This window comes from Rhodococcus sp. SB1D, assembly GCF_048573875.1.
Taxonomy (GTDB): Bacteria; Actinomycetota; Actinomycetes; order Mycobacteriales; family Mycobacteriaceae; genus Rhodococcus_F; species Rhodococcus_F qingshengii.
Genome location: NZ_JBMAIQ010000008.1, coordinates 70,068 through 86,480 on the forward strand (window position 1 = coordinate 70,068; position 16,413 = coordinate 86,480).

The 16,413-nt window shown below is 63.6% G+C and carries 15 protein-coding genes; 9 read left to right on the forward strand and 6 right to left on the reverse strand.

The features are described from left to right. The first annotated feature begins 18 nt into the window (after positions 1–18). Positions 19–864 carry a hypothetical protein gene (locus ACN50D_RS18645; RefSeq protein ID WP_158170210.1) on the forward strand — a complete coding sequence of 282 codons (846 nt, stop codon included), beginning with the start codon at positions 19–21 and terminating at the stop codon, positions 862–864. Positions 865–969: 105 nt separating this feature from the next. Here ACN50D_RS18645 and ACN50D_RS18650 read toward each other — a convergent pair whose 3' ends face one another. Continuing rightward, positions 970–1,098 carry a hypothetical protein gene (locus ACN50D_RS18650; RefSeq protein WP_007734598.1) on the reverse strand — a complete coding sequence of 43 codons (129 nt, stop codon included), beginning with the start codon at positions 1,096–1,098 and terminating at the stop codon, positions 970–972. 207 nt (positions 1,099–1,305) lie between these two features. Here ACN50D_RS18650 and ACN50D_RS18655 point away from each other — a divergent pair, with 207 nt between their 5' ends. Beyond that, positions 1,306–2,067, forward strand: coding sequence for an SDR family NAD(P)-dependent oxidoreductase (locus tag ACN50D_RS18655; RefSeq protein ID WP_042452547.1), 762 nt, complete (start codon positions 1,306–1,308; stop codon positions 2,065–2,067). Here ACN50D_RS18655 and ACN50D_RS18660 read toward each other — a convergent pair. Further along, the gene (locus ACN50D_RS18660; protein ID WP_003945592.1) at positions 2,049–2,186 is read right to left on the reverse strand and encodes a hypothetical protein; all 138 of its coding nucleotides are present in this window, start codon (positions 2,184–2,186) and stop codon (positions 2,049–2,051) included. The genes ACN50D_RS18655 and ACN50D_RS18660 overlap by 19 nt on opposite strands. Positions 2,187–2,405: 219 nt before the next feature. Between ACN50D_RS18660 and ACN50D_RS18665 the strand changes: the two genes are divergently transcribed. The 3 genes from ACN50D_RS18665 (at position 2,406) to ACN50D_RS18675 (ending at position 5,675) form a co-directional block, all read left to right on the forward strand. Then, complete coding sequence (locus ACN50D_RS18665) at positions 2,406–3,350, forward strand: alpha/beta fold hydrolase (RefSeq protein WP_073511959.1); 945 nt, start codon at positions 2,406–2,408, stop codon at positions 3,348–3,350. A gap of 261 nt (positions 3,351–3,611) precedes the next feature. Beyond that, positions 3,612–4,385, forward strand: a complete 774-nt coding sequence (locus ACN50D_RS18670) for a VOC family protein (RefSeq protein ID WP_042452552.1) — start codon at positions 3,612–3,614, stop codon at positions 4,383–4,385. A 135-nt stretch (positions 4,386–4,520) separates the two neighbouring features. Then, on the forward strand, positions 4,521–5,675 hold the full coding sequence (locus ACN50D_RS18675) for an alkaline phosphatase family protein (RefSeq protein WP_007734589.1): 1,155 nt from the start codon (positions 4,521–4,523) through the stop codon (positions 5,673–5,675). Here the strand turns inward: ACN50D_RS18675 and murJ are convergent. From murJ to ACN50D_RS18695, 4 genes are all read right to left on the reverse strand, one after another. Beyond that, entirely contained in the window at positions 5,661–7,289 is a 1,629-nt protein-coding gene (gene murJ, locus ACN50D_RS18680) for a murein biosynthesis integral membrane protein MurJ (RefSeq protein ID WP_230691611.1), read from the reverse strand. The genes ACN50D_RS18675 and murJ overlap by 15 nt on opposite strands. Before the next feature lie 97 nt (positions 7,290–7,386). Then, on the reverse strand, positions 7,387–8,415 hold the full coding sequence (locus ACN50D_RS18685) for a beta-ketoacyl-ACP synthase III (protein WP_003945837.1): 1,029 nt from the start codon (positions 8,413–8,415) through the stop codon (positions 7,387–7,389). A gap of 161 nt (positions 8,416–8,576) precedes the next feature. Then, a complete protein-coding gene (locus tag ACN50D_RS18690; RefSeq protein ID WP_042452561.1) occupies positions 8,577–9,218 on the reverse strand; it encodes a response regulator transcription factor in 642 nt (213 codons plus the stop codon). Next, positions 9,206–10,444, reverse strand: coding sequence for a sensor histidine kinase (locus ACN50D_RS18695; RefSeq protein ID WP_179090776.1), 1,239 nt, complete (start codon positions 10,442–10,444; stop codon positions 9,206–9,208). Before ACN50D_RS18695 ends, ACN50D_RS18690 begins: the two co-directional genes overlap by 13 nt. A gap of 109 nt (positions 10,445–10,553) precedes the next feature. Here ACN50D_RS18695 and ACN50D_RS18700 point away from each other — a divergent pair, with 109 nt between their 5' ends. From ACN50D_RS18700 to ACN50D_RS18715, 4 genes are all read left to right on the forward strand, one after another. Continuing rightward, positions 10,554–11,336: an ABC transporter ATP-binding protein gene (locus ACN50D_RS18700; RefSeq protein WP_051649487.1), complete on the forward strand. Its 783-nt coding sequence runs from the start codon at positions 10,554–10,556 to the stop codon at positions 11,334–11,336. Continuing rightward, entirely contained in the window at positions 11,336–13,819 is a 2,484-nt protein-coding gene (locus ACN50D_RS18705) for an FtsX-like permease family protein (RefSeq protein ID WP_211921582.1), read from the forward strand. Before ACN50D_RS18700 ends, ACN50D_RS18705 begins: the two co-directional genes overlap by 1 nt. Positions 13,820–13,840: 21 nt before the next feature. Further along, positions 13,841–14,473, forward strand: a complete 633-nt coding sequence (locus tag ACN50D_RS18710) for a class I SAM-dependent methyltransferase (RefSeq protein ID WP_211921581.1) — start codon at positions 13,841–13,843, stop codon at positions 14,471–14,473. An 89-nt stretch (positions 14,474–14,562) separates the two neighbouring features. Continuing rightward, on the forward strand, positions 14,563–16,398 hold the full coding sequence (locus ACN50D_RS18715) for an acyl-CoA dehydrogenase (protein WP_007734578.1): 1,836 nt from the start codon (positions 14,563–14,565) through the stop codon (positions 16,396–16,398). Positions 16,399–16,413 lie beyond the last annotated feature (15 nt).

The window sequence follows — 16,413 nt, forward strand, 5'->3', positions numbered from 1 at the left end:
AGCACTATCGTGTGTCGGGTGATCACGGATCCGAAGAATCATCCGAACAGCGCTGACGCCGGGCGCCGCGCCGTGGTTGCGGTCCTGCTCCCCCGCGAACATCTCCCCTTCATCAGAGACTGGTGCCTGCACCACATCGAGCAAGGCTGGGAGGTTGTTCTCTACGACAACACCGGTTCCGTCGGGTCCACCCGCAAGACAAGCGCATTCAGCCTCAACCGTTGGCACGGCCGCAGCGAGGACAAGAGAGGCAACTCTTACGGCGCCTTCACCCGATCGATGTCGGACAGTGAAGTTCAGGTCGCATTCCGCAAAGAACTGCACGACCTTCCGGTGACGATCGTCGACTGGCAACCGCGCGACGCGGACGGTCGGATCGTGCACGGACAGGTAGAGGCGTACGTCGATTACGTGAGCCGGTACCGCGACACCGTCGCATGGGCAGCATTCATCGACGCCGACGAATACCTCCAACACGCACCAGGATTGGACTGGGAGGTTCTACTTGCCGGCGTTACTCAAGCGGGTTCGCACCGCGTCGTTCTCGATGCTCTGGTCTACGAATCCAGGTGGACGCGCGACGGGCAATTGCGAGACGTCGAGGAATTGAAATGCCTTGGGCTACAGAGCCATGGTTGCAAGAACATACTGGAGCTGTCGGAGATTTTGCGAGCAGACGTCCACTGGGGATGGAAGACAAGCGAACCGGACAGCCTGGTGCGGCCGGACAGATCGCTCTACTACTTCCGCCACTACCGCGGTTCGGAAGCGGCACTCGACTTCACTCCGTTGCCGAACTTCGGACCCCAGGTCTACGAAGAAGGTGTGGACGTTCCGGCAGCAATGGACGTATCACAGAATTGAATGTGCCTGCAAGACACAGATATTCAGGTGCAGACAAACCTCCGGCCCGCGTCCACGAAGGCAATGCCTTCAGGCCACGGGCCGGAGGATCAGCTCAGCGAAAAATCAGCTGAAGGACTGCAGGGCAACGCCCAGTCCGACGATTGCGCCGATGCCCGAGATCAGGCCAGCAACACCCGTGATAACCGGCTGAATCTGCTTGATCAATGCCAGGTCTGCGTCCGAAGAACCCATGTCTAACTCCTCATCATGGAATGTGTGTACGCGTTCCGCGCGTCCGGTGTGTAACGGCGCTCACAATATACGTAAGACGGCCGAAATTTGAAGCGGCACCGCTGAGTGGGACGTAACTCACATCTCATCCAGCGGGAACCCACGAGTAACAATGCGCGATTCGGACAACGCTTCGGGAACCGTTGAATGACGAGCAGGAGAACAGCAGTGGGCAAGTTGGATGGAAAAGTGGCCCTGATCACTGGCGCAGGGCAAGGCGTCGGCCAGGGAGTTGCGTTTGCGCTAGCCAAGGAGGGCGCTTCCGTCGCGGTCGCGGGCCGCACTGAGTCGAAACTCGTCGTCACATGTAACGAGATCGCCGAACGCGGAGGCCGTGCAGAACCGGTGCTCATGGATATCGCCGACGCGGATTCCATCACCGGAGCCGTGGCGCGAACGGTGGAACTGTTCGGCGGCGTCGACATTCTGATCAACAACGCCAGCCTCAACCCGCTCGGCAACGTCCTCGACCTCACTCCGGAGCGCCTTGCCGACGGATTGACGTCCGGCCCCGTCGCGACTCTGCGAACCATGCAAGCCTGTTACCCGTTCATGAAGGAGCGCGGCGGCGGGGCAATCATCAACATGGTCAGCTCCGTGGCCGTCCGCTGGGACGCTGCCGGCTACGGCGGCTACGCGGCCGTGAAGGAATCCGTCCGAGCCCTCAGTCGCGCGGCAGCATGCGAATGGGGCGTCGACGGGATCCGGGTCAACGCGGTTGCTCCCCACGCGTCATCGCCGGGGCTGCAGCGGTGGGCAGATGCACGCCCGGAGGAGGCTGCCGCCTTTGTTGCCGGGATTCCGCTACGGAGGATCGGCGACTGCGAAACGGACATCGGAACCGCGGTGGCTTTCCTGGTCGGCCCGGATGCCGCGTATCTGACTGGAGCAACAATTCCGCTCGACGGTGGTCAGTCGCGCTGGGGCTGAGAGCTGGCGTCGTCGAAGGCAAGCACCGCCGACTTGGCTTCGGCGATCGGGCGGCGGAAAACGAAACCGACCAGAACGGATGCCAAAACCAAGGCGGCCAGAACAATGAGCCCGACCATCCACCACATGGTTTTCAGTATGCCCGAACCGACCTCCGCCGGACGCGCGCCACGGCCGTCGGAAAGCGGCGACAGCCTCGAAAAGTGCTGAACACCAGTCAAATTCCGTTTTGCCCGTTTCCTGAGCTTCTTGAGAATCCGTGATCGATGACACATATTCGGATCCCGAACCGGAACGCGTGCGTGACTACGACGACACCTCGGTGCATCCTGGCAGGTATGGAATCCGCTGTTTCGGCCCAACTCGCCGACGGAAGCACCCTCACACACCCGTGGGGCGGGACGAGCAACATCACCGATCTCGGCGGTGACGTTCACTGGATCGACTTCGGCGGTCCCAGCGGAGCGCCGCCCATCGTGCTCGTTCACGGTCTGGGCGGCTCGCACCTGAACTGGGTGCGGGTGGCACCGGCGCTGGCGGCGCGCACGCGCGTGTACGCACTTGACCTCGCCGGATTCGGACTCACCTCTGCCCGTGGGCGACACACCGGCGTCGACGCCAACGCAGTACTTCTGAATCGCTTTCTCGACACAGTGGTGGGTGAGCCCGCCGTCCTGTTCGGCAATTCCATGGGCGGAATGGTCTCGGCAATGTCGACCCATGCCAGTCCCGAATCAGTCGCCGGCCTGGTGCTGGTGGATCCGGCGCTCCCCCTGCCCGTCCAGCTTCCCGATCTGACCGTCGCCGCCCAATTCGCGCTCTACTCGATGCCGTACGTCGGTGAGCAGGTTCTCAGCTTCGGACGCCGAAAGATGTCAGACCGGCAGTTGGCCGCTCAGATGACCAGATTGTGTTTTGCCGATCCGACGCGAGCCGACCCCGCGGTCCTCGACGCGGGCGCTGCCTTGACGGCGATTCGCCGCAACGAACCTACCCAGGATGCCGAATTCCTTCAGGCAGCACGGTCACTGCTGATGACCCTCGCCCGTCCTGCCTCCTATCGAAAGACATTGCGAGAGATCACGACTCCGACGCTCCTGATGCACGGCGATCGCGATCGGCTTGTCCCGGTCGAGGCCGCACGGGCAGCCGCTGCTGCACATCCACACTGGACCACCATCATTCTCGGCGACACCGGCCACACCCCACAATTGGAGATTCCGGACGAGTTCACCCGTCATGCGCTCGCGTGGCTCGATCGCACGGGGCTGATCAGGAGCTGACACGTACCAACACTCCCCGGTGGAACGGCCTCGCCGATCGAGCAAGTGCCCCATCAACTTCGGAGTATCAAGAACGATTCGGCGGTCGTCTGCGTTGGCAGGTCCGGCCCACCGGGGAACGCGAAACGGTCACATACCCCAAAGCTCTCGAACCCTGGGAATGTGTCGGGGTACGCGCGTAGCGTGAGATTCAGGCCTTCCTCGGCCAAGCACTCCGCGTCCCCTGCTTGTGTATCCGTTTCGGTTAAGGAGAGTTTTCAGATGCCCGCACGCACAGCGCTCGACGGAACACCCTGTTGGATCGACCTCACCAGCTCCGACACCGAGGTTGCCAAATCCTTCTACACCAACGTGTTCGGCTGGCAGGCTGACACAAACGACGACCCGCAGTACGGCGGCTACGCGATCTTCAGCAAAGACGGGCAGCCCATCGCCGGGCTCGGACCCCAGCAGGAGGGAAACCCCTACGGCAACGTGTGGACCACCTACATCTCCTCGACTGATGCGGCAGCGTCGGCGTCCAAGGCCCAAGCCGCGGGCGGAACGATCATGATGCCGTCGATGCAGGTCGGTCCTCAGGGCAGCATGGCGATCGTGGGCGATCCGGCCGGTGCCGTCGTCGGCATCTGGCAGGCAGATCAGCACCACGGCTTCGGTTTGGTCGGCGAGGCCGGAGCGCCGGTCTGGCACGAGACCTTGTCCAAGAACTACGCCGCGGTCCTGCCGTTCTACACCGACGTGTTCGGCTGGACTTACGAGTCGATCGGTGACAGCGACGAGTTCCGGTACTCACAGGCCAAGCAGGGCGACACCGTCGTCGCCGGTTTGATGGATGCCAGCTCGTTCCTCCCGGCAGAGGCGCCGTCGTTCTGGCAGGTGTACTTCGGGGCGGACGACACCGATGCGGCCGTCGCCAAGGTCGTCGAATTCGGCGGCAGCGTCTTGCGCGATCCCGAGGACACGCCCTTCGGTCGTCTCGCGTCGGTGGCCGATCCACTAGGTGCCAAGTTCCAGATCTCCACGATCATGGAATGAATCTCCGCGCGGAGGCCGCACCGGTCCGCGGTCTCTGCGCGCTGATCATCTGGAAAGTCCGGATTTGACCGCACAGATTTGAACACTCGCCCAGAAGGTATGCAGTTTTCTGCGTCCAACGCCTAATCTCATGGGATGCCCGCCCCCGCCCCTCTCCTCGATGTGTACTCGCAGCCGACTCTGTCGACGCTTGCGCCGTCGGTACTCGCTTCTCTCGGAGTGAGCGGCGAAGCGAACCGTCTCGATCTACAGCCCAGCAAGAAGACCGTAATTCTGCTGGTAGACGGGATGGGCGCGAACTTGCTCGCCCGCAACGCCGAACACGCACCATTCCTGAATTCACTCGTCGGAACGCCCATCCGGGCAGGCTTCCCCACGACGACGGCCACCAGCATTGTCTCACTGGGGACCGGTCTGCCTTCGGGAGCGCACGGCATCACCGGCTACCAGTCCTACGTCGAAGAAGCCGATTCGGTGTTCAACTGGCTGGGTTGGCACAGCGCGGGCAAGAAGGAATCTCAGACCGACTCCATCGTCCCGGAAACCCTGCAGCCGCAGGCCACGACGTTCGATCGCGCCGCCGCAGCCGGCATCACCGTTACAACCGTCGTACCGTCGAAGTTCGACGGCAGCGGCCTCACCCGTGCCGGGATGCGCGGTGCCCAGTTCGCCGGAATCCAGGCATACGGAGACCTCCTCGCTCGCACCGTGGCGGCGTCGAAATCTGCCGACCGCACGTTCACGTACTGCTACATCAGCGAGATCGATGCACTCGGCCACGTCTACGGACCCGAGTCCGAGCCGTGGATTTTCCAACTGATGCTGGTCGATCGACTGGTCGAGCAACTCGCCGCGGCTCTCGGTCCGGACGTGAGATTGCTGGTGACGGCAGACCACGGAATGGTCGACGTGTCGGACGAGAACAAGATCGACTTCGACAACACTCCGATTCTGTCCAAAGATGTACTCGCTCTTGCCGGTGAACCTAGATGTCGTCACATCCACACCCGAGAAGGCGCTGCACAAGATGTTGCGGACCGCTGGCGCGCCGAACTGGGTGACCGCATGTGGATCGGGACGAGGTCCGAGGGCATAGTCGCAGGATTGTTCGGGCCTGCAGTGCATTCCGAGTATCACGGCCGGATCGGTGATGTCATCGCCATTGCGTCCGGGGACGTGGCCGTCGTACGTCGATCTGTCGAATCGGGACTGTCCGGACTCCGTGGACAGCACGGCGCCCTCACTCCGGACGAACTGCTGGTACCGCTCTTGTCCTCAGGACAGCAATAGGGTTCGCGCCCGGCGAATCTCGGGAACACCGACGACCTTGCATGCACCCAACAGGACGACGGCACCGACGGCCGCACCCGCCGACAATGAAATAACAGCAGCAAGCCTGGGCTCGGGAACTCGGTTCTGAACCGCCACCACCAAAGCGAACGCACAACCACCTGCCAGAATTGCCGCCGCCGAAATCCTTCCGACGGTGGCCTGCACGCGACGGAATCCCAACAGCCCGTATCGCTTTCGAAGAAGGATGTGGCCGAGTACCGCTCCACACACGTAGGAGAACGAGCCGGCAGCACAGACGGCCAGGACCAGCCTTTCGTCACTAGCCGACAGTGACGCAAGAAGGACGAGCGCAGTCTTGGCGACCACCATCACCAGGGCGATGACCGCGGGAGTTCGGGTGTTGTTGTCGGCGTAGAACACTCGCAGCTGAAGCATGACCATCGCAAAGGGCACCAGCCCGAATGCACTGACCGCAACGGCCGTCCCGATCAACCGGGCACTGCTGCCGTCGACCCGGCCGAAGAAGATCAAGGTGGTCAACGAGGGACCGAACACCATGAGCGCCACAGTGACCGGAATCAGCGCCACCACAGAATACCGGGCTCCCCGGCCGAGATCGGATACGACGCCGACGTCGTCACCCGCAGCAACCGACCTGGCGATCCGCGGCATCAGCACCGTCAACAACGACACACCGAGAATGCCGTACGCCACTTGAAACAGCAGATCCGCGTGCGTGTACATCGAGTAGACGTGACGGGAGAGAGTGACCTTCATCGTCACCCACACACCGATCTGGCCGGCAACGACGTACACAAGTACCCAGCCGAGCAACGGCGCCCCGACGCGCACCGGGCGCCAGGTGTGCGGTACGACCCGCACGCGAAGGCGCCACCGAAACCCGTTGCGGTGCAGCGCTCGAGCAACGACGGCGGTTTGCGCCACGATCCCGAGCAGAGTGCCGATACCGATCACCAGAACCTGCGCGGTGGTCATCGACTCGGGAGTCAGAGCCACCGGCCCCGGGATACACAGGAAGACCGCGACCGTCACCAGAAGGACGACGTTGTTGATCACCGGTGCCCAGGCCGGCGCGCCGAACACCGATCGAACGCTGAGCACAGCCGTCATCATCGCCGTGACGCCGTAGAAGAAGATCTCCGGAAGAAGCAAGTACGCGAAGAGCGTCGTCAGCTCTCGTTGAGCCGGATCATCGATCACGGCCGAGACCAGAGGCGGCGCGCACACCACGGCCACTACCGTCACGAGCGCAAGAGCCAGCGCTCCGACGGTGAGAACGCGCTGCGTCTGCTCTCGTTCGAGCGTCCGCCCACGGCTCCGTTGCCGCGTCAGATACGGAAGCAGGACGCTGGCGAGAATCCCGCCGAGGAGGAGCTGATAGACCATGTTCGGGAAGCTGTTGGCCGCGTTGTACGCATCACTGACCAGGGCGATGCCCAGGACCGCGGCAAGGGCAAGGGTGCGGACGAAGCCGGTGATCCGACTGACCGTGCTGGCGAGCGCCACTTGCCCGCCCATCTTCGCCAAGCTGCCGCCCGTCACACCATTACGTTCGGACTCTCGTTCGGACTCCCCCACGTTCTCGACCATCTCGCCAGAGTGCCACATCGCAGACGTTCGACGATCCGGACGGAAACGGAAGGGCGCCCCGAACCGTGGGTTCGAGGCGCCCTTGCGAAAGGAACAATCAGGCGGATTCTGCTCCAGCCAACGGCGGCATGACGACAACCTGACCGGCGAAGGACAGACCCGCACCGAAGGCGAGAAGCAATGCCTTGTCGCCCGGCTTGCACTGGCCGTCGCGCAGCATCTGCTCCATGGCGAGCGGGATCGAGGCCGCGGACGTGTTGCCCGTCTCGGCGATGTCGTTGGAGACGGGGAAGCCCTCGGGCAGCTTCATGCTGCGAGCGATGACCTCGTTGATGCGCTGGTTTGCCTGGTGCGGCACAAAAGCGTCGATGTCCTCGATACCCAGCCCCGACTTCTCCAGGGTGCGAGTGGCGACCTTGCCCATCTCGAAGGCAGCCCAGCGGAACACCGCGGTGCCGGCCATCTTGATCCACGGCCGAGGTCCGGTCGGGTTCTTGGTGTAGTCGAGCCAGCTGGGCTCCTGAACGATGGCGTCGGACTGGCTGCCGTCCGAACCCCACTCGACCGGGCCGATTCCGACGGTATCGCTCGGGCCGACGACAACTGCGCCTGCGCCGTCACCGAAGATGAAGCGAACGCTGCGATCGGTGGGCTCGGTGGCCTCGCTCATCAACTCGACGCCGACGACGAGTACGTGATCAACCGTGCCGCCGCGAACCAGGTCGCTGGCCACCGCAAGGGCGGTACAGAAACCGGCGCAGCCTGCCGCGACGTCGAATGCAGCCGGACCCTTGATGCCGAGCTCGTGGGCGACGATGGACGCAGCCTGAGGAGTCTGCAGGTCCCACGTCGACGTCGCGATGATCACGGCGCCGATCTGCTCAGGGGCAATGCCGCTGACGTCCAGTGCTTTACGCGCCGCGCTGATCGACATCGCGAGGATGCCTTCACCTTCGCCGGAGAACCGGCGCGACTTGATACCCGATCGCGTCTGGATCCACTCGTCGGTGGAATCGATCAGCTCGCAGATCTCGTCGTTGGTCACGACTCGCTCCGGGCGGTGAACGCCGAGCCCGAGAAGGACGGACTGCCGACCTCCGGCCACACTGGCAATCGGCTTACCCATTGATCGATCTCCTCGTTGGTTTCTGGTGATGACGCGCATTCGACATCACACGTTACGTACAGGACATAAGCCCCTGCCTCTCAGGTCACCGTTCGATCACGGCAACAACATGAGGCTGGCTCACATTACGCTTCGGTCAGGTATGTAGTCCAGATCCACGATCAGGCGCGTAAATGAGCTAGAACTGCCAAAACACGACGATGCCCGCTTTCGGAAGCCGACAGGCCGAGTTTTGCGAAGATATTTCCTATGTGCTTGCTCACAGCAGTGTCGCTGACGACCAGTTTCCTGGCGATTTCCTGATTTCCCAGCCCCTCCGCCATCAGTCCGAGAACCTCGGACTCGCGTGGCGTCAGCGATCTGATCGGATCGTCGGCGCGTCGACGGCTCATCAGTTGGGATACGACCTCGGGATCCATCACGGTTCCGCCGTCGACGACCCGGTTCAATGCGTCGACGAACTCGGCTACCTTGCCGACCCGTTCCTTGAGCAGGTACCCGACCCCGCCGGCGCCTCCTGCCAACAATTCACCGGCGTAGCGATCCTCGACGTAAGCGGAAAGGACCAGGACGGGAAAGCCCGGGCGAAGCTTGCGCACCTCGATCGCCGCTCGAAGTCCCTCGTTGGTGAAAGTAGGAGGCATCCGGACGTCGAGCACCGCGGCGTCGGGGGTTGTCTCCTCGAACACCGTGAGGAACTGTGCGGCGTCGGAGACGGCAGACACCTCGAAGCCCTCTCCACGGAGCAGCAGGGCCAGCCCCTCTCGCAGAAGAGCGTCGTCCTCGGCAATCAGAATCCGCACGGTAGTTCCACCCTCATCGTTGTCGGTCCACCCTCCGGGCTCTCCAATACTGCGGTTCCTTCGAAAGCCTCGACCCGGCGTCGAATACCCGCCACGCCGCCGCCCGGGCGTTCGTTCGCGCCGCCGTGACCGTCGTCGATCACGTCGATGAGCATCGTCTCACCCGACGAGTCGTCCGACGTCTCCGTCCGTGCCGTGACGGTGACCCTGCGGGCTCCGCTGTGTTTTGCGACGTTGGTCAAGGCCTCGGCGACGACGAAGTACGCAGCAGCCTCGACGGCAGCCGGGGCACGGCGGAGCTCGTCGATCTCGAGTACGCAGGGCACGGCGGAGCGCCCGGCGAGCGCCGAGATCGCGCCCTCCAGACCCAACTCGTCGAGGATCGGCGGGTAGATGTCGTGCACCAACGTCCGGAGTTCGCTCAACGCCTCGGTGGCCGCATCTTGGGCCCGATGCAGTTGTGGCAGAGCCTGGTCCGGATTGTTCTGCAACGACCGCTCGGCCATCCCCAACATCATCACCACCGCGACCAGACGGTTCTGCGCTCCGTCGTGCAGATCCCGCTCGATGCGCTTGAGTTCGGCCGAATGCGCGTCGAGCGCCGCAGCGCGGCTGGCCGTCAGGGCGGTGACGCGCTTCGAGAGGTCCGAACGCGTATCCGGCGCAAGCAAAGTCGTGGTCGACCAGCTGATCCATTTCGCCATCGCGGGGATCAACCACCACGCGATCAGGAAGTACAGGATGCCGATCAACGGCATTCCGGCAGCGCCCAGCCACGACGTCACGGGGTACGGATTGTTGACGGGTTCACCGGCGGGCATCTGCTGCCAGTACAGCGGGACTGCAATCGCATTGAGCGCACCGAGTGGCAGAGCAATGGTCAGCATCGCCGCGACGAAAGCACCCAGACCATGAATCGACAACCAGGCCGCGTCGCGCCTCGTCGACTGATCGGTGAGGAACCGGCTCCAGTCCCCGAATGTCGGATTGCTGGGCATCGGTGGGTATCGCTGCAGAACAGGGCGTCCGGTGTACGCAGCGGTGCGTTTGCGAGCCAGGCCGGCCCACCACCGGAGCACTCGCACGTACGACGGCAACAGCAACCAGCCGACGATCAGAATCGAGAGCGACAACAGAATGAGACCGACCATCAGCAAGAACAGGGAAACCACAGCTGCCGCGCCCTCGACGAGCACGTACACCGCAGCCCTGGTTCTCTTCTTCACTGCCCCAGCATGCCGCACCACACCGCACGATCCACTACAGCTGGCTACACCATTGATTCGGGACTCTGCTGGATGTCGACGAATGGCGAATCTCCATAGCGTTCTTCCCATGAAGAATCGACACTCGGTCCTCGCCCCGCCGGCTCCTGGTGCCACGGGAGCTCGAACATCTGCCGTGCGACTCGAAGGGGTCAGCAAGGTCTACGGCAACGGCCGCGGCGCCGTGACCGCCCTCGACAACGTCAGCCTCACTCTGCCGCGCAGCACCTTCACCGCAGTGATGGGCCCGTCCGGATCAGGTAAGAGCACTTTCCTGCACTGCGCCGCGGGCCTCGACCGACCGAGCAGCGGATCGGTGTGGCTGGGCGACACCGAAATTTCACAACTGAAGCCGAAGGCCCGCAGCATCTTCCGTCGCGATCACATCGGTTTCGTCTTCCAGGCCTACAACCTGCTCGGCGCTCTCGACGTCGAGCAGAACGTCACGCTCCCCCTACTCCTCGCCGGGCGACGAGCCGACAAGCAGTACCTGACCTTCGTCCTGGAATCCGTCGGACTCGGATCACACCGAAAGCGCAAACCCTCCGAACTGTCCGGCGGTCAGCAGCAACGCGTCGCAATCGCGCGCGCCCTCGTCACTCACCCCGACGCACTCTTTGCCGACGAACCGACCGGCGCCCTCGACTCCCGTAGCGCCAAGCAGGTTCTGGAGTTGTTGCGCCGGACAGCCGCCGAGTTCGATCAGACCATCGTCATGGTCACGCACGACCCGGTGGCCGCGTCGTACGCCGATCGTGTGCTGTTCCTCGCCGACGGGAAACTTGTCGGGCACATCGACCGCCCGACCCCGCAGCAGATCGCCGAGCGCATGACACACCTCGGGGACTGGTGATGATGAAAGCGCACACCTTTGCGCACCTGAAAGCGCATCGCTCCGGTTTCGTCGCCGTGTTCGTCTCCGTATTCTGCGCAGCGCTCCTCACCTGCGGTCTGGGTGTGCTGCTGGAATCGGGAGTGCGAGGCGGTGTCTCACCACATCTCTACGCCGGTGCCGACGCCATCGTGAGTGCGCCACAGGCGCTCGAGGTCAAGGAAGACGCCGATCAGCCCTTTGCCGAGCGAGTTCTCCTCGCCGGCGATACGGTCCGCAAGCTCGACGCACTCGATGTCACCGTGGTTCGCGACATCTCCGTCCCCGTCAGCACCGCCGAGGGCGTCGTACTCGATGCACATCCTTGGAACACAGCACAATTGGCGCCGTACTCGCTCACCGAGGGGCGCGCTCCGCAGAGCCGCGACGAGGTGGTCTCGACCACGGGCGCCGCGCTCGGCGAGCGAATCACGCTGGCTCACGGCGCGGTAACGGACGAGTACACCGTCGTCGGCACAGCTGATTCGGCTTCGGCGCCGTCACCCGACCGTCCGGCACTCGTCTTCCTCGACGACGCAGAGGCCGAACGGTTGTGGCCGCACCAGAACTCGGTCACCGCAGTCGGATTGATCGCTCCCGAAGGCGTCAACGCCGCCGCTCTCGCTCGCGACGCACTCGCCGGATCCGGTGCGGAGGTCTCGACCGGCACCGCACGCGGAGGCATCGAATTCCTCGACGCCGGTGCTGCGCGGACGCAGTTGATCGTGCTCTGCGCGTCGTTTGCCGGTCTCGCGTTGATGGTCAGTATGTTCGTCGTTTCCAGCACGCTGTCGCTCTCGATCAACGCCAGACGCCGAGAGTTCGCTCTGCTGCGGGCAATCGGAGCCACCACGCGACAAGTGCACGTCATGATCGGACGTGAAGTGCTGCTCGTTGCTGCTGCGGCGGCAGCTCTCGGCGCGGTGCCCGGATACCTGCTCGCCCGAGTGCTGGGCGCACAGTTCGCCGACGCCGGTGTCATGCCCACCGATTTCGCGCTGGCCTACAGCCCGCTTCCGGCGATCGCAGCTTTCCTGATCTGCGTACTCACTGCCCGCGCGGCAGCGGCGATCGCGGCACGACGACCGGCGAAGCTCGACCCCGTCGAAGCGCTTCGCGAATCCGAAAGCGGCCCGGCGAAACTGAGCCGCGGACGTATCGTCACCGGGCTGATCTTCGGCGCCGCCGGCCTCAGCGCCTGCGTCCTCCCTGCTTTCCTGCCCGGCAGCGTGGCGGCCGCTGGAGCCGGTTCGAGCGCACTGTTGTTGATCTTCTCGGTCGCGCTGCTCGGCCCCTTGTTGGTGCGCGGCATCATCAAGGTGATCGGCGGTCCGCTGCGCCGCAGTGGGTCGGCGTCCAAAGTTCTCGCTGCCGCCAACGCCGAATCCAATTCGAGACGGCTCTCGTCGGCGGTTGTTCCGTTGGCTCTCGCAATCGCACTGGGCTCGGTGCAGTTCTTCAGCCAGAGCACCGTCGCCGCCGAGGCGACCAACCAGTCGATCAAGGGCGTCACCGCCGACCTGATCGTCGGCGCACCAGCCGGTATCGCTCCCTCGCTACTCGAGTCGATCGCATCGGTGCCCGGAGTGAGTGCGGCAAACCCGGTGGTCCGCAGTCAAGTCCTCCCGGTACCCAGCGGAGAGGAAGGCGGCTCAGCCGACAGCGCGATCGCGGCCCAGGGCATCGACGCCGCCAGCGCCGACGCGACCCTCGATCTCGCGGTGACCGAGGGCGACCTCAGCGCTCTGACCGGCGATACCGTTGCCGTGAGCGAAGACGGCGCCTTCACCCTCGGAGCCAAGGTAGGCCAGCGCGTCGACCTCTATCTGGGTGACGGAACACTGGTACATCCCATGGTCGTCGCAAAATATGGTCGCGGCCTCGGATTCGGGGACGTGACCATGCCGATCGAGACTTTGCGTCAGCACTCCACCGACGCTCTGATCGACACCGTTCTGGTTGCTGCCGAACCCGGACGGTCGGCCGAAGTCCAGCAGTCGTTGCGCTCGTTCCCCTCGATCGCCGCGATGAACCAGGACCAGTTCGGGGCCGCGGGCGAAGATCAGCGTCGTATGCAGTCGTGGGTCAGCATCCTCGCCGTCCTCGTCCTGCTCGGCTATCTCGCAGTCGCAGTCGTGAACACCCTGGTCGCCGCCACTGCCGAGCGTTCCCGCGAGTTCGCGCTCCTTCAACTGGTGGGCTCGCGGACGAGGCAGGTCCGAGCAATGATGCGCATCGAGTCGTTGATGGTGGCGGGAATCGCCGTCGTGGTCGGATCACTGATCGCCCTGCCGCCTCTGATGGGCATTGCCGTAGCGGTGTCCGGGCAGCCGATCCCGGCGATTTCACCGGCGATTTACGGTTCCATCGTCGCGGTGACCGCTGTTCTGGGATTTGTCTCCATCGCGATCCCGACGCGCGCCGCTCTACGCAAGAACCCGATGGACGGAGTGCGTAACCACTGAGTGGCACTACCGTCGTCATCTATGGATGCGGCGGCCTGGGACAAGAAGTACGAAGAAACCGAGCTCGTCTGGGGCGCTCCTCCCAACGAACTGCTGGTGGAATACGCGACGGCCCTCCCCCACGGCCAGGCACTGGACCTGGCGTGCGGCGAGGGCCGTAACGCGTTGTGGCTCGCGACCCGCGGTTGGGAGGTCACCGGGATCGACTACTCGGCCGTCGCGATCGAGAAAGCCCGCACGATCGCGGCCCGCTCGCCCCGATCGGTTCTCGACCGGCTCGACTACCGATGCGGCGACGTCACCGTCGCGGATTACGCCTCGAGGAACGGGCAGGGATACGAGTTGGCCCTGCTTCTTTACCTTCATCTGCCCGCACCACAACGCACCCTGGTTGTGAACCGTGCCATAAATTCTCTGAAACCTGACGGAATCCTCATGATTTTGGGTCACGACCGAAGCAACATCGACTACGGCGTCGGCGGGCCGCAAGATCCCGAAATCCTTTACACACCAGAAGAATTGATGCAGGAGTTCCGCGGAAAGCTCGAGTTCGAGATCGCCGGAAATCCCCACAGGCACACCGAAACGGGAATCGCGGTCGACGCGCTTGTCATCGGACGCAAATCCGGTGTTGGCAATGCAAAGAACGGCTAGTAACATGTATTAAGTTACCGACGAGTAATAAACTTCGGGCGGTACTAGGAGTGCTGGACCGCACCACCTCACTGGGAGAAGCAGAAGACATGGGCCATTACAAGAGCAACGTTCGGGACCTGGAGTTCAACCTCTTCGAGGTTCTCGGACTGGAGAAGCCACTGAGCGAAGGCGCTTGGGGCGACCTGGATGCCGACACTGTCCGCAACATGCTGGCAGAGGTCGCACGCCTGGCCGAGGGACCGCTTGGCGAATCTTTCGCCGATGCGGACCGCAACCCCCCTGTCTTCGATCCCGAGACGCACACCGTTGCACTTCCGGAATCCTTCAAGAAGTCGTTCAAGGCTCTGTGGGATGCCGAGTGGTACCGTATGGGATTGAGCGAAGAGGTCGGCGGCGTGCCGGTTCCCCGCTCCGTCGTGTGGGCCATCGGTGAGCTGATCCTGGGCGCACAGCCTGCAGCGCACATGTACCAGGCCGGACCCGCTTTCGCGGACGTGCTGTTCAACAACGGCACCGAAGAGCAGAAGAAGTGGGCAGCCACCATCGTCGAACGCGGATGGGGCGCCACGATGGTCCTCACCGAGCCCGACGCCGGCTCCGACGTCGGTGCCGGACGCACCAAGGCGATCAAGCAGGACGACGGCTCCTGGCACATCGAGGGCGTCAAGCGCTTCATCACCTCGGCCGACTCGGACGACCTGTTCGAGAACATCTTCCACCTCGTTCTCGCTCGCCCCGAAGGCGCCGGACCGGGCACCAAGGGCCTGAGCCTGTTCTTCGTCCCGAAGACGCACTTCAACTTCGAGACCGAAGAGTTCGGCGAGCGTAACGGTGTCTTCGTCACCAACGTCGAGCACAAGATGGGCCTGAAGGTCTCCGCCACGTGTGAGGTCACCTTCGGCGGCCACGGCATCCCCGCACAGGGCTGGCTGGTCGGCGAGGTCCACAACGGCATCGCCCAGATGTTCGACGTCATCGAGCACGCTCGAATGATGGTCGGCACCAAGGCAATCGCCACCCTCTCCACCGGTTACCTCAACGCTCTCGATTACGCCAAGCAGCGCGTGCAGGGCGCAGACCTGACCCAGATGACCAACAAGGCAGCACCGCGCGTGACCATCACGCACCACCCCGACGTGCGTCGTAGCCTGGCAATGCAGAAGGCATACGCCGAAGGCCTGCGCGCGGTGTACCTCTACACCGCAGCTCACCAGGACGAGGTTGTCGCCCAGCTCGTCTCGGGCGCAGACAAGGACACCGCGTTCCGCGTCAACGACCTGCTGCTCCCGATCGTCAAGGGCGTCGGCTCCGAGCGTGCGTACCAGTACCTGACGGACAGCCTGCAGACCCTCGGTGGATCCGGCTTCCTGCAGGACTACCCGATCGAGCAGTACATCCGCGACTCCAAGATCGACTCGCTGTACGAAGGCACGACGGCCATCCAGGCTCAGGACTTCTTCTTCCGCAAGATCGCTCGTGACCGCGGCGTCGCGCTCGCTCACGTTGCCGGACAGATCAAGACCTTCATCGACAGCGAAGCCGGCAACGGTCGTCTGAAGGCGGAGCGCGCACTGCTCGCCACCGCACTCGAAGACGTCCAGGCCATGGCCGCCACGCTCACCGGCTTCCTCATGGGAGCTCAGGAGCAGCCCACCGAGCTGTACAAGGTCGGCCTCGGCTCCGTCCGCTTCCTGATGTCCGTCGGCGACCTGCTCATCGGCTGGCAGCTGCTCCGCCAGTCCGAGATCGCTCTCGCAGCACTCGACAACGGCGCTTCCGACAAGGACAAGGGCTTCTACGAGGGCAAGGTCGCCATCGCTTCCTTCTTCGCCAAGAACGTCCTGCCCGAGCTCACCGCTTCACGCGAGATCATCGCGAACACCGAGAACGACATCATGGAGATCGACGAAGCAGCATTCTGATTCGTTCCTGATTCA

What these genes read in the sequence shown, in the direction of transcription:
- ACN50D_RS18650 (WP_007734598.1), bottom strand. Translation starts at nt 1,098, where the DNA reads ATGGGTTCTTCGGACGCAGACCTGGCATTGATCAAGCAGATTCAGCCG.
- ACN50D_RS18660 (WP_003945592.1), bottom strand. Translation starts at nt 2,186, where the DNA reads ATGGTCGGGCTCATTGTTCTGGCCGCCTTGGTTTTGGCATCCGTTCTG.
- ACN50D_RS18665 (WP_073511959.1), top strand. Translation starts at nt 2,406, where the DNA reads ATGGAATCCGCTGTTTCGGCCCAACTCGCCGACGGAAGCACCCTCACA.
- ACN50D_RS18670 (WP_042452552.1), top strand. Translation starts at nt 3,612, where the DNA reads ATGCCCGCACGCACAGCGCTCGACGGAACACCCTGTTGGATCGACCTC.
- ACN50D_RS18675 (WP_007734589.1), top strand. Translation starts at nt 4,521, where the DNA reads ATGCCCGCCCCCGCCCCTCTCCTCGATGTGTACTCGCAGCCGACTCTG.
- murJ (WP_230691611.1), bottom strand. Translation starts at nt 7,289, where the DNA reads ATGGTCGAGAACGTGGGGGAGTCCGAACGAGAGTCCGAACGTAATGGT.
- ACN50D_RS18685 (WP_003945837.1), bottom strand. Translation starts at nt 8,415, where the DNA reads ATGGGTAAGCCGATTGCCAGTGTGGCCGGAGGTCGGCAGTCCGTCCTT.
- ACN50D_RS18700 (WP_051649487.1), top strand. Translation starts at nt 10,554, where the DNA reads ATGAAGAATCGACACTCGGTCCTCGCCCCGCCGGCTCCTGGTGCCACG.
- ACN50D_RS18705 (WP_211921582.1), top strand. Translation starts at nt 11,336, where the DNA reads ATGATGAAAGCGCACACCTTTGCGCACCTGAAAGCGCATCGCTCCGGT.
- ACN50D_RS18710 (WP_211921581.1), top strand. Translation starts at nt 13,841, where the DNA reads ATGGATGCGGCGGCCTGGGACAAGAAGTACGAAGAAACCGAGCTCGTC.
- ACN50D_RS18715 (WP_007734578.1), top strand. Translation starts at nt 14,563, where the DNA reads ATGGGCCATTACAAGAGCAACGTTCGGGACCTGGAGTTCAACCTCTTC.